The 11,618-nt window shown below is 66.6% G+C and carries 12 protein-coding genes; 2 read left to right on the top strand and 10 right to left on the bottom strand.

Going from position 1 to position 11,618, the window contains the following annotated elements; translation table 11 throughout:
• Nucleotides 1–5 precede the first annotated feature (5 nt).
• The 7 genes from KT882_RS08985 to KT882_RS08955 are packed head-to-tail and all read right to left on the bottom strand — an operon-like array spanning nucleotide 6 to nucleotide 7,241.
• Nucleotides 6–812, bottom strand: coding sequence for a CheR family methyltransferase (locus KT882_RS08985; RefSeq protein ID WP_228895384.1), 807 nt, complete (start codon nucleotides 810–812; stop codon nucleotides 6–8).
• A gap of 32 nt (nucleotides 813–844) precedes the next feature.
• Complete coding sequence (locus KT882_RS08980) at nucleotides 845–1,381, bottom strand: chemotaxis protein CheW (RefSeq protein ID WP_228896584.1); 537 nt, start codon at nucleotides 1,379–1,381, stop codon at nucleotides 845–847.
• Nucleotides 1,382–1,405: 24 nt separating this feature from the next.
• A complete protein-coding gene (locus KT882_RS08975; protein WP_161072412.1) occupies nucleotides 1,406–3,073 on the bottom strand; it encodes a methyl-accepting chemotaxis protein in 1,668 nt (555 codons plus the stop codon).
• Nucleotides 3,074–3,101: 28 nt separating this feature from the next.
• Nucleotides 3,102–5,342 (bottom strand): chemotaxis protein CheA, encoded by a 2,241-nt coding sequence (locus KT882_RS08970; RefSeq protein ID WP_161072413.1) that lies wholly within the window; start codon nucleotides 5,340–5,342, stop codon nucleotides 3,102–3,104.
• Complete coding sequence (locus KT882_RS08965; protein ID WP_161072414.1) at nucleotides 5,339–5,677, bottom strand: STAS domain-containing protein; 339 nt, start codon at nucleotides 5,675–5,677, stop codon at nucleotides 5,339–5,341. Before KT882_RS08965 ends, KT882_RS08970 begins: the two co-directional genes overlap by 4 nt.
• 12 nt (nucleotides 5,678–5,689) lie before the next feature.
• On the bottom strand, nucleotides 5,690–6,058 hold the full coding sequence (locus KT882_RS08960; protein WP_107877119.1) for a response regulator: 369 nt from the start codon (nucleotides 6,056–6,058) through the stop codon (nucleotides 5,690–5,692).
• Nucleotides 6,059–6,068: 10 nt separating this feature from the next.
• A complete protein-coding gene (locus KT882_RS08955; protein WP_228895381.1) occupies nucleotides 6,069–7,241 on the bottom strand; it encodes a methyl-accepting chemotaxis protein in 1,173 nt (390 codons plus the stop codon).
• 184 nt (nucleotides 7,242–7,425) lie between these two features.
• Between KT882_RS08955 and KT882_RS08950 the strand changes: the two genes are divergently transcribed.
• Nucleotides 7,426–7,932, top strand: a complete 507-nt coding sequence (locus KT882_RS08950; protein WP_228895379.1) for a chemotaxis protein CheD — start codon at nucleotides 7,426–7,428, stop codon at nucleotides 7,930–7,932.
• Here the strand turns inward: KT882_RS08950 and KT882_RS08945 are convergent.
• From KT882_RS08945 to KT882_RS08935, 3 genes are all read right to left on the bottom strand, one after another.
• Nucleotides 7,898–8,236, bottom strand: a complete 339-nt coding sequence (locus tag KT882_RS08945) for a MerR family transcriptional regulator (protein WP_161072416.1) — start codon at nucleotides 8,234–8,236, stop codon at nucleotides 7,898–7,900. The two genes, KT882_RS08950 and KT882_RS08945, sit on opposite strands and share 35 nt — an antisense overlap.
• Nucleotides 8,237–8,238: 2 nt before the next feature.
• Nucleotides 8,239–9,219, bottom strand: a complete 981-nt coding sequence (locus KT882_RS08940; RefSeq protein ID WP_161072417.1) for a DnaJ C-terminal domain-containing protein — start codon at nucleotides 9,217–9,219, stop codon at nucleotides 8,239–8,241.
• 82 nt (nucleotides 9,220–9,301) lie between these two features.
• Entirely contained in the window at nucleotides 9,302–10,000 is a 699-nt protein-coding gene (locus KT882_RS08935) for a beta/gamma crystallin-related protein (protein ID WP_161072418.1), read from the bottom strand.
• Nucleotides 10,001–10,155: 155 nt separating this feature from the next.
• Between KT882_RS08935 and KT882_RS08930 the strand changes: the two genes are divergently transcribed.
• Entirely contained in the window at nucleotides 10,156–11,547 is a 1,392-nt protein-coding gene (locus tag KT882_RS08930; RefSeq protein ID WP_161072419.1) for an MATE family efflux transporter, read from the top strand.
• Nucleotides 11,548–11,618 lie beyond the last annotated feature (71 nt).

The following is an 11,618-nucleotide window of genomic DNA, read 5'->3' as shown; positions in this document are numbered from 1 at the left end:
CGGTCTTAGGGCTTGCGGTAGATCGACGGCGCCACCATGGCCACGTCGTTGTTGATGTCGTTCAGGCTTTCGGAGTGGCCGATGAACAGGTAGCCGCCGGGCTTGAGCAGCTGCGCCACGCGCGCCACAACCTGGCGCTTGGTGTCGGTGCTGAAGTAGATCAGCACATTGCGCAGGAAGATCACGTCGAAGCTGCCCAACTGCGGCAAGGCCGTGTTCAGATTCATCTCAAGGAACTGCACCCGCTTGCGCAGCGGGCGCTGCACCAGCAGCGTGCCCGCGTACTGGTCCATGCCTTTCAGGCAGAAGCGCTGCAGGTACTCGCGCGGGATATTTCCGGTGCGTTCCATGGGGTAGTGGCCGTAGCGCGCCTTCTGCAGCACGCGGGTGCTGATGTCGGTGGCGGTGATTTCCCAGGCCTGGTCGGCCAGCACGTCGGCCAGCACCATGGCGATGCTGTAGGGCTCTTCGCCGGTGGAACAGGCAGCGCTCCACACGCGCAGAGACTGGCTGCGTCCACGCGCTTCCTGCGCCACCTTGCGCAGCAAGTCGAAGTGCTTGTTCTCGCGGAAGAAATAGGTCTCGTTGGTGGTCAGCAGGTCCACCGCCAGCTGCGCCTCGCCCGGCTCCTGGCCGCTCGATAGCAGCTTGAAATAGTCGCCGTAGGACTTCACGCGGTGGTGCTGCAGCCGCTTGGACAAGCGGCCGCTGACCAGCGCCTTTTTGCTGGGCGCCATCGTGATGCCGGCGGCTTCAAAAATGAATCGCTGGAACTGCGCGAACTCGTGGTCGCTGATGGCGTCTGGCGTCATGGTGGGATTCCGGTTTGGCGGCAGTTCGGCGGTCAGGCTTCGACCGCCAGGGCGCGCTCGCCTACCCCGGCCAGCGCGCTGATTTCGTCCACCGACAGCACCTGGCTGGCGTCAAGCAGGATCACGAACTTGCCGTTCACCTTGCCCATGCCGGCGATGAAGTCGCTGCGGATGCGCGCGCCGAAGGACGGCGCCGGCTCGATGTCGGCGGCGGCAATCTCCAGCACTGCGTTGACGGCGTCCACCATCACGCCTATCACCTGCTGCTCGCCGCCCTGCGCCACTTCAACGATGATGATGCAGGTGCGCTTGGTGGCCACGCTGGCCTCGCGGCCGAAACGCGCCGCCAGGTCCATCACCGGCACCACGGCGCCGCGCAGGTTGATCACGCCGCGTATGGCTTCCGGCATCATCGGCACCGAGGTCAGTCCTGCGTATTCAATGATCTCCTTCACCGCCAGGATGCCGATCGCATAGATCTCGCCGCCCAGCATGAAGGTCAGGTACTGCCGGGGCTCCGCACCCAGTGCCGGTGCGCCTTGCGGCGCGCCGGCGGAGACATGGGTCATGGCGTTCATATGCTGGTCTCCCGCTCAGAATTTGGTGAAGTGCGCTTCATCCGGCTCGCCGTCCGGGAAGTGCGCTGTGCTCACATGGCCGCCCGATGGCGCGGCCAGCTTGCGGCCGCCGGCCTTGGCGGCGGGACGGCGCATGGGCGCCACGTTGGCGCGGTGCTGCACCGGCGCGGCCGACGCGCCGGACACGCGGAAGAAGGCGATGGCGGCCTGCAGTTCCTCGGCCTGGCTGCTCATCTCTTCGGCGGTGGAGGCCAGTTCTTCGGAGCCGGCGGCGTTCTGCTGGGTGGTGCTGGACAGCTGGCCGACGGCCGCGTTGATCTGGCCCACGCCGGACGATTGCTCTTCGGACGCGGCGGTGATTTCCTGCACCAGGTCCGAGGTCTTCTTGATGTTGGGGACCATGGAGTTGAGCAGCTCGCCGGCGCGTTCGGCCAGGCTCACGCTGCTGGCCGCCACTTCGCCGATTTCCTGCGCCGCCACCTGCGAACGCTCGGCCAGCTTGCGCACCTCGGCCGCCACCACGGCGAAGCCCTTGCCGTGCTCACCGGCGCGCGCCGCTTCGATGGCCGCGTTCAGCGCCAGCAGATTGGTCTGGTAGGCGATGTCGTCGATGATGACGATCTTGTTGGCGATCTGCTTCATGGCCGCCACGGTTTCCTTCACCGCCGCACCGCCTTCGGTGGCTTCCATGGCGGCCTTGCTGGCCATGGCGTCGGTCACTTTGGCGTTCTCGGTGTTCTGGGCGATGGAGGCCGTCATTTCCTCGACCGAGGCGCTGGTCTGCTCCACGCCGGCCGCCTGCTCGCTGGCCGCTTGCGACAGCGACTGCGCGGTGGCGCTCACTTCTTCGGACGCGCCGGCCAGCACCTGCGCGCCGTTGGTCACTTCGGCAACCACTTGCGACAGCTTGTCCACCATCTGCTTCATCGAGTACAGCAGGCTGCTGCGGTCGCCGTCCTTGACGCGGATGTCCAGCGCCAGGTTGCCGCCTGCGACTTCGCTGACGATCTGCGCAGCGTAGTCAGGCTCGCCGCCCAGCTGGCGCAGCAGGCTGCGGATCAGCAGCCAGGACAGCAGTATGCCGAAGGCCAGGCCGCCCGCGATCAGGCCCACATTGAGCTTGAAGGCCGCGTCGTATTTCTCCAGCGCGCCCTCGTATTCCTGCTTGGCGACGTTTTCCTGCAGGTCGCGCAGCTTGCCCAAGGCGTCGAAGGCAGGGTTGAACAGCTTGTCGAGCGTTCCGAAGTTTTCCTTGGCGGCGGCGCCATTGCCGCTCTTCAGCAGCGAGATCACCTGGTTGCGCTTCTCGTCATAGGCAGCCCAGGAGGTGGTGAAATCAGCCACCAGGCGCTTCTCCTCCGTGGTCAGGCTGGTGGCGGCATAATCGGCCCAGTTCTTCTTGACCACGCCGTCGTATTTGACGACCGCCTGCAGCGACTGATCCAGGTCGGCGGCGTTGGTCGCGCCTATGGCTTGCGACACGCGGTAGCGCACGCGCAGGCCGGCTTCGGTCACTTTGCCCAGCTGGACCAGGGCCACGGTGCGGTCTTCGTACACGGTCTTCAGTTTCTCATTGCTGAAGGACATGCCGCTGACGCCCGAGTAGCCAATACCCAGCATGATGACGGACAGGATCGCTACGAGCAGGCCAAGACGGACGGCTACCGATAATTTATTAAACATGTTCATCTCCAAAGAAATCCTGAAATTTTTAAGCTGCGTGCTGCTGAATCTGATGCAAGTGCGACTGCGACTGCGACTGCAATGGCGCATGGCCGCCGCCGGCCTGCTGCAGCAGCGCCGCCACGTCCAGGATCAGCGCCACTTCGCCGCTGCCCAGGATGGTGGAGCCGCTGATGCAGCGCACCCCGCTGAACACGGGGCTGAGCGGTTTGATCACGGTCTGGAATTCGCCCAGCAGGGTGTCGACCACCAGCCCGGCGCGCTGCCCGGCGTGCTTGATCACCACGATGGACTCGCGCCGCCCCGCCGTTCCCTGCGCGCCGAACAGCTCGCGCAAGCGCACGAAGGGCAGCACCTGGCCGCGCAGATTGGCGTAGTCCTGTCCCGGCTCGGCGGCGAACTCGATGCATTCCTCTATGGTGTCGAGCGGGATCACATAGGTGGACTTGCCCAGGCCGACCAGGAAGCCGTCGATAATGGCCAGCGTCAGCGGCAGGCGCACGGTGACGATGGTGCCCCGGCCTTCGGTGCTGTCTATGCCCACGCTGCCGCGCAGCGCGTTGATGTTGCGCTTGACCACGTCCATGCCCACGCCGCGCCCGGACAGATTGGTCACCTGTTCGGCGGTGGAGAAGCCGGGCTCGAAAATCAGCGCGTAGATTTCGCTGTCGCTCATCTTGCGATCCGCTTCCACCAGGCCGCGCTCGACCGCCTTGGCGAAGATGCGCTCCTTCTTCAAGCCGCCGCCGTCGTCGCTCACTTCAATGACGATGCTGCCCGAGTCGTGGAAGGCGTTCAGCTTCACCGTGCCGCGCGCGGGCTTGCCGGCCGCGCGGCGCTGCTCGGCCGGTTCGATGCCGTGGTCGATGGCGTTGCGCACCAGGTGCATCAGCGGGTCGCCGATCTTCTCCACCACGGTCTTGTCCAGCTCCGCATCCTCGCCGTTGACGACCAGGCCAATATCCTTGCCCAGCTCGCGCGACACGTCGTGCACCACGCGCTGGAAGCGGTTGAAGGTGGCGCCTATCTTCACCATGCGCAGCTGCAGCGCGCTGTCGCGCACCTCCTCCACCAGCGTGGACAGGCGCGAAGTGCTTTCCTGCAGTTCGCTGTTGCGCACGCGGCGCGCGATCAGGTTGGCCGAGGCGCCCGCGATAATCAGTTCGCCCACCAGGTTGATCAGGTGGTCCAGCTTGTCGGCGTCCACGCGCACGGTGCGCGCCTCGGCCGGTTTCTGTTCTGCTGCCTGGCCCTGCTTCTGCTTGTTCAGCGCGGCGGCCACCACTTCCGGCTCCACCGTGCCCTGGCCCACCAGGATGGCGCCCAGGGGCGCGCTGGCCGCTTGCGCGCTGCCGTTCCCGCCCGGGCTCCAGTTGGCGGCGTCCAGCTGCTGGTCCAGCGCCACGCTCAGTTCGCGCGCCGTCACGCTGCCGCAGCGCACCAGGATTTCTCCCAGACGGCCGGCGCGCTCCGGCAGTTCGCGGATCAGCTGCACGTATTCTTCGATGCGGCTGCGCGGCGGCACAATGCGCAGCGTGCAGTCGTCCTGCACGAACTCGAACACGGCTTCGATGGTGGCCTTGTCGGCCGCGCTGTCGAAGGCGATTTCAAAGCCCAGGTAGCAGGCTTCGGGGTCCATCTGCTCGTTCTCCGGCATCGCGTCCGGCAGGGTGGCGATGGCGGTGATGCGGCCGATCTGGTTCAGGTAGCGCAGGAAGGACATCGGGTCCATGCCGTTGCGCAGCACGTCCGGGCCGAAGCGCAGCGAGATATGCCAGTGGTCGCCGTCGGCGCCGCTGCCCGCCATGCGTTCCACGCTGTCCGTCTCGGCGCTTACGGCGACGGCGCCGCCGCCGGAAACGGTGTGCGCTTGCTCTGCGCCCAGGTAGGCGGACAACTGCCGCAGCAAGGGCGCGCCGCGCTCCAGGGTGGCGGCGTCGGCGCTGGTCTGGCCGGCTTCCACCGCGTCCGTCATGCTGCCGATATGGTCGCAGCAGGACAGCAGCAGGCTGACCAGCCGGCTGTCCGTCTCCACGGCGCCGGCGCGCACTTCATCGAGCACGCTTTCCAGCACATGGGTGAAGGCCACGATGTGGTCCAGGCTGAACAAGCCGGCCGAGCCCTTGATGGTGTGGGCGGCGCGGAAGATGGCGTTCACCGCTTCCAGCTTGTCGCCATGGCGCCCCAGCGACAGCAGCGCGTTTTCCATGTCCTCCAGCAGCTCGCGGCTCTCCGCGATGAAGGTTTGCAGTGCGTCGTCGAGGTTCATGCCGCGCTCCCTTTGCCGCGTTCGGCCGCCATCACCAGCGGGTCGCCGAACCACGCGGCCAGGTCCAGCAGCTCGAACACGTCCAGCACGGCGGGGCTGTGCGCCACCAGGCGCAGCTCGCGCTGCAGCTGCAGGGCGGTGCGCTTGGCCAGCATCAGCAGCTGCACGCCGGCGGTGTCGATCTCGGTCACGCCGGCCAGGTCCACTTCCAGCACCTGGGCGTGCGCATGTGCATGACGCACGGCGCCCAGCAGAGCATCTTTCAGCTCGGCTGCGCGGTAGATGTTCAGGTCGCCTTCAATAAACAGCAGACCCGGCTCGGTTTCACCTGGCATGGCGGCTCCCGGTTATGGCAGGCAGAGTTTTTGCACCGCGCCCAGCAGCACCTCGGGCTTGAAGGGCTTGACCACCCAGGCGCGCGCACCGGCCGCCTGGCCTTCGCGTTTCTTGGCTTCCTGCGACTCGGTGGTGAGCATGATCACCGGGGTGAATTTGTGGCTGGCCTGCTGCTTCAGCTCGCGCACAAAGGTGATGCCGTCCATATTGGGCATGTTCACGTCGCACACGATCAGGTTGATCTTCTTGTCGCCCAGCTTGCTCAGCGCGATCTGGCCGTCGGCCGCCTCGATCACGTCGTAGCCCGCGCTTTTCAGCGCAATGCCAACGACCTGCCGCAGCGAAGCGGAATCGTCTACTACCATTATGGTCTTGGCCATACCCTACTCCTTAAAAGAACGTGACTTCATCAGCCGGCGCGGGCAGCGCCGCCGCTTGTTGCGTGCCGGCCGGGCCGGTCTGCCGGTCCAGCGCGTATTCCTCCGCCATGGCATAGGTCTTTTCCAGCGAGGCCAGCAGCCCGGCCGCGTCGAGCGGCTGCAGCTGGCGGTCCTGGGTGTAGCTGTCGCAGTTCTGCTCCAGCGCGCTGCGCAGCAGGTCGATGTTCTGCTTCACATGGCTCATGATCTGGGTCACGCGGTCCTGGAATTGCAGCTGCACCAGCGCTTCCCCCACTTCGTACTGGATGCCCACGCTTTCTTCCTTCAGCAGATTGCTGGACTGGACCAGGGCGTCGGTCACGCCGCGAAAACCGTCGAGCACGCTGGCAATGGCTTCCTCGGACAGCCGTGTCGATTCCTCCTCCAGCGCGCCCGATTGCTGCGCCGCCTGGGTGGTGGCGACAATCGCGCTGCTGACCAGCGCCACCTTCTCGGCGATGCGGCGGCCGGTGTCGGCCGACTGGTTGGACAGCATGCGCACTTCCTTGGCCACCACGGCGAATCCGCGTCCGCGCTCGCCGGCGCGCGCCGCCTCGATGGCGGCGTTCAGCGCCAGCAGATTGGTCTGCGCGGCGATGCTGGCGACGTCGGCCGCCATGTCCTTCAGTTCGCGCACGAACTGGCCCAGGCCGTTCACCTTGTCCAGCATGGCGGCCTTGCTTTCGGTGGCCGAACGCAGCGAAGCGACCACGCCTTGCAGCTCGCGCTCGCTGTTGGCGAACACCGTCACCAGGCCGTCGCCGCCGTCCATGGAGGCGGTGGCCACGCTGGAGGCGCCCACCGCCTGGTCCAGGCGCTCGACAATGCCGCCGAAGCGGCCGGCCAGCGCCGCCACCGCCTCGTCCATCTGCGTAATGGAATTTTCAATATGGCGCGACCAGATCGGCGCCACCGACGCGCCCAGCGCGCGCTGGCCGTCCAGGTACTGGTCCACCGAGTCGTGGAAGGTGCTTTGCATGGATTTGAAATACAGGCCGCTGCCGTAGCCGCAGCCCACCAGCAGCAGCACCGTGAGCAGGCCGGCCAGGCTGAAGCCGCTGAAGGCCAGCACCGCGATGGCGGCCAGCAGGGCCAGGCCGAGCGGGAGTAGCAGACAGGAATGGCTGCGCACAAAATTATTCACTGCTGGAATTCTCCAAGGAAGGCGCCGCCCGTCCATTCGGGTGGCTAGCCTAGCGACTGTATCCAGCAGGGAACACTCTGTAACCTGTACTTTGGTACAGTGTGACATTTCCCGCATGCACTAAAGTACAAGTTACAGTACCCGCCCCAGCCATTACAGTGTCGTTATGGCTAGGGATAAAAACATGATCGACATTTTCCTGCTGCCCGGCGAGTACTTCGTCGGCGGGCCGGAATACCGCATCCGCACCCTGCTCGGGTCATGCGTTTCGATTACCCTGTGGCATCCGGTGCGGCGCATCGGCACCATGTCGCATTTCCTGTTGTCCGCACGCAACTCCTCGAAGGAAGCCGGCTTGAACAGCCGCTACGGCGAGGAGGCGCTGGAACTGATGCTGGCCGAGTTGCGCAGCATGGGGGTGGAGCCCAGCGAATGCCAGGCCAAGATTTTCGGGGGCAGCAAGATGTTCCCCGGGCTGGAGGACCGCAGGGCCGGCAATATCGGGCGCCAGAACGGCGAAGTGGCGCTGCGCCTGCTGCGCGCGCACGGCATCCCCATCGTGTCCGAGAGCCTGTACGGCGTGGGGCACCGCAGCATTATTTTCGACATCAGCAGCGGCCACGTGTGGAGCCGCCAGGCGCAGCCGGAGGAAGCGGCTACGCTGTTCCCGGGCTATGCAGCTTTGACTTGAGGCGGCGCACTTCCTCGCACAGGTCCACCACCAGGGCGGCCAGTTCCTCGTCGGCCTCGAAGTCGCGCTCCACGCGCAGCAGGTTGAGCGCGCGCCGCAGCTCGCCGCTGGCAAAGCGCCACGCCTGCGGCGACGCCATCGCCGCGCCCGCCGTATCGACCACGATGGCCGCCCCTTCCGCGCTGCACAGCAGCGCCCCGCTGCTGACATGGCGCAGCACCCATTCCGGTTCCACAGCGCAGGCGCGCGCCAGTTCTTCCAGGGTCAGCGCCGCGTCGTCCAGCAACTCGCCGTGTATCTGCATAATCACGCTCCCATGCCGGCGCGCGGGTTGAAGTCCAGCTCGCGCGCCATGGTTTCATACAGCTGGCGCGCCCGCTCGGTATCGGCGGGCGGCAGCACCAGCTCCAGCATCAGGTAAAGATCGCCGCCCGGCGTGCCGGCCTGGGCCTGCGCGCGCGAAGGCGGTATGCCGCGCCCTTTCAGCCGCAGCTTGCGCCCGCCCTGCGATTTGGGCGGCACAGTCACCGTCACCCGGCCCGAGGGCGTGGCCACGTCGATCTGCGCGCCCAGCGCGGCCTCCCACGGCGCCACCGGCACCGTCTGGTAGACGTCGCGCCCTTCGGCGCGGTAGCGCGGGTCGGGCCGGAAACGGATTTCCAGGTAGAGGTCGCCCGACGGTCCGCCGCCGCCGCCGGGGTGGCCCTGGCCGGACAGGCGCAGCTGCTGGCCTGCCGTAATGCCTTGCGGGATGTTCACGTCCAGCGTGCGCTCGCGCGTGACGGCGCGGCCATGCGCGTCCTCCTCCTGCAGGCGGACGCTGACGGTGCGGCTGGCGCCCTGGTAGGCGTCGGCCAGGTCGATTTCCAGGCCGGCGTGGCTGTCCTCGCCGCGCTGCTGCTGAGGCCGGCCCGGACGGCCCCGGCGGCCGCCGCCGATATTGGCGAACAGGTCGGCGAAGAAGTCGCTGTCGAAGCCGCCTGGCCCACCGCCCATGCCGCCCATGCCGCCGCCCTGGCCGGCGCGGCTGCCCCAGTCCGGCGGCGGACGGAATTCCTGGCCGGCGCGGTACTGGCCGTTGCCCAGCGCGTCGTAGGCGGCGCGTTTTTCCGCGTCGCCCAGCACGCCGTAGGCTTCGTTCAATTCCTTGGTTTTCTTGTCCGCGTCCGCTTCCTTGCTGACGTCCGGATGGTATTTGCGCACCAGCTTGCGGTACGCTTTCTTGATCTCGTCGGCGCTGGCGGTCTTGGGGACGCCCAGCGCCTGGTAGTAGTCCTTGTATTCCACGATGGCGTATCTCCCGCTGCCCTGTCCGGCCAAAATGCCGGGGTCAGACCCGATGGGTCTGACCCCAGATTCTACTGCAGCCTTAGCGGATGCGGCGCAGCGATGAGGGCTTGTCGTTCATCGGCCCCAAGTTGTCGTAGCGGCCGGGGCCGTAGACAACGCACTGGCCGCCGAAATTGTCATGCTCGCACAGCTGCCACTGGCCTTCGTAAATGACCATGGAACTGGCGCGGTCGTTGAAGTCGGCCGCGCGCAGGCTGCGCATCTCGCCCTGGAAGGATACGCGGCGGCCTTCAAAGCGCGCGTGCTCGAACAGTTCGATCGGGTCAGGGCGATTGAAGCCGGGCTGGCCGCCTGGGCCACGGTCGTCGCGGCGCTCGCGCCATTCTTCGCGGCGCTCGGCGCGGTCGTCGCGGCCATCGCCGTCGCGGTCGCGGAAGCCGCCGCCATTGCCGCGTCCGCCTCGCTCGATCTGGCGCAGCGAGGAAATGCTGTTGTTGAAGCGGCGCAGGTCATTGTGCTGGCCGCGCTCGAACACGGCGCAGTAGCCGCCGAAGTCCTTGTGTTCGCACACCTCCCACACGCCCGAATGCACGATCAGGCTCGAGGTGCGGTCGTTGAAGCCGGCGTCGCGCAGGTCGCGCGCGCCATCGCGGATGGTCACTTCCTCGCCGCGGAAATTATCGCGCGAGAACAGCGTGATCTCGCCGGCATGGGCGGCGGCGATCTGGCTCAGCAGGGCGGCCGCGAAGGCCAGGGTCTTGAGGGCAGTGTGTTTCATATTATTAGCTCCGTAGTTTTCTTCTCATCCAGCGCTCGATGCTTTCTATCAACGAATCAGCCGGAGCATCAGCCTACACGACTGTGTAACAAATTCCTACTGCGCCCATCCAGGTAGCTAGTAGAATCGTTGCTTTCGCTCCAAGATTTCCGTCCATGCCAACCACCTTCACCCTGCCCAATATCCGCACCGAAGCCGCCGCCCTGTGGAAGCTGGCCTGGCCGGTGCTGGTGGGCCAGCTGGCGACGGTGGGCATGGCCGTGGCCGACGTGGCCATGACCGGCCACGCCAGCGCGGACGAGCTGGCGGCCGTGTCGCTGGGCGCGTCGATCTGGTCCATCATCCTGGTCACCGTCAGCGGCACCATGATGGCGATTAACAGCGTGGTCGCGCACGAAGTGGGCGCCGGCGCCTTCGGCACCATCCCGCACTCGGTGCGGCAGGCGCTGTGGAAGGCGCTGGGCGTGGGCGTGATCGCCGCGCTGCTGGCCAACCTGGCCACGCTGCTGTTCAACCACCTCTACCTGGCGCCCGAGATCAATGCGCGCGCCTCGCTGTTCGTGCACATCATCAGCCTGGGCCTGCCGCCGTTCGCGGCCTACCGCGCGCTGTACGGCTACTCCACCTCCATCAACCAGACCAAGCCGGTGATGGTGATCGCCCTGCTGGGGCTGGCGTTCAACGTGGTGGTCAACTGGCTGCTGATTTTCGGCCGCTTCGGCCTGCCCAAGCTGGGCGGCATAGGCTGCGCGGTGGCCACCGCCGGCTGCATGTGGCTGATGCTGGGGGCCATGGTGTTCTGGATACGCCAGGCCCCCGCCTACCGCCAGACCTATCCCTTCACGCACTGGGAATGGCCGCACTGGCCGGAAATCCGCAGCATGCTCAAGCTGGGCCTGCCCATCGGCGTGACCTATTTCGCCGAGGTGAGCGCGTTTGGCGCCGTCAGCCTGCTGGTGGCGCGCTTCGGCGTGGTGGTGGTGTCGGCGCACCAGATCGCGCTCAACTTCGCCTCGCTGGTGTTCATGGTGCCGCTCAGCTTCGGCATCGGCCTCATCACGCGGGTGGGCCAGGCCATGGGCGAAGGCAATCCGGCGCGCGCCCGCTTCGCCTCCTGGGTCGGCGTGTCCATGTCGCTCATCTTCGCGCTGCTGTCGGCCATCTTCATCGCCGTGTTCCGGCACCAGATCGCCGCCGCCTACACCTCGGACCCGGCGGTGCAGGCGCTGTGCGTGCAGCTGCTGCTGTTCGCCGCGCTGTTCCAGCTGTCCGACGCCACCCAGGTGGCCACCTCCTGCGCCATCCGCGGCTACAAGGTCACGCGCCAGCCCATGCAGATCCAGCTGCTGGCGTTCTGGGTGTTCGCGCTGCCGCTGGGCTATGTGCTGGGCCTGGCGCCGCAATGGCTGCGCGACTTGCACCTGGCGCCCGCCGCGCCCATGGCCGCCGACGGCTTCTGGATAGGCCTGGTGCTGGGACTGACCATCGCCGCCGTGCTGCTCACCTGGTCGCTGCACCGGCTGTCGCTGCGGCGTTTGCAGGCCTGAGGGGCCGCGCTCAGGCGCCGAATGAACCACGGTTTTTCGGCGCGTTTTCCAAATCCCAGCAGTGCGCCACT

Source organism: Pseudoduganella aquatica (genome assembly GCF_020865585.1).
Classification (GTDB): Bacteria; Pseudomonadota; Gammaproteobacteria; order Burkholderiales; family Burkholderiaceae_D; genus Rugamonas; species Rugamonas aquatica_A.
The sequence above is the reverse complement of the archived record's forward strand: the minus strand, read 5'-3'. Positions and strand labels throughout refer to the sequence as shown.

Bases quoted from the DNA above. Each gene is read 5' to 3' on its own strand.
- KT882_RS08965 (WP_161072414.1), bottom strand. From the start codon at position 5,677: ATGCCAGGTGAAACCGAGCCGGGTCTGCTGTTTATTGAAGGCGACCTG.
- KT882_RS08980 (WP_228896584.1), bottom strand. From the start codon at position 1,381: ATGACCCATGTCTCCGCCGGCGCGCCGCAAGGCGCACCGGCACTGGGT.
- KT882_RS08975 (WP_161072412.1), bottom strand. From the start codon at position 3,073: ATGTTTAATAAATTATCGGTAGCCGTCCGTCTTGGCCTGCTCGTAGCG.
- KT882_RS08950 (WP_228895379.1), top strand. From the start codon at position 7,426: ATGATCGACATTTTCCTGCTGCCCGGCGAGTACTTCGTCGGCGGGCCG.
- KT882_RS08945 (WP_161072416.1), bottom strand. From the start codon at position 8,236: ATGCAGATACACGGCGAGTTGCTGGACGACGCGGCGCTGACCCTGGAA.
- KT882_RS08935 (WP_161072418.1), bottom strand. From the start codon at position 10,000: ATGAAACACACTGCCCTCAAGACCCTGGCCTTCGCGGCCGCCCTGCTG.
- KT882_RS08930 (WP_161072419.1), top strand. From the start codon at position 10,156: ATGCCAACCACCTTCACCCTGCCCAATATCCGCACCGAAGCCGCCGCC.
- KT882_RS08970 (WP_161072413.1), bottom strand. From the start codon at position 5,342: ATGAACCTCGACGACGCACTGCAAACCTTCATCGCGGAGAGCCGCGAG.
- KT882_RS08960 (WP_107877119.1), bottom strand. From the start codon at position 6,058: ATGGCCAAGACCATAATGGTAGTAGACGATTCCGCTTCGCTGCGGCAG.
- KT882_RS08985 (WP_228895384.1), bottom strand. From the start codon at position 812: ATGACGCCAGACGCCATCAGCGACCACGAGTTCGCGCAGTTCCAGCGA.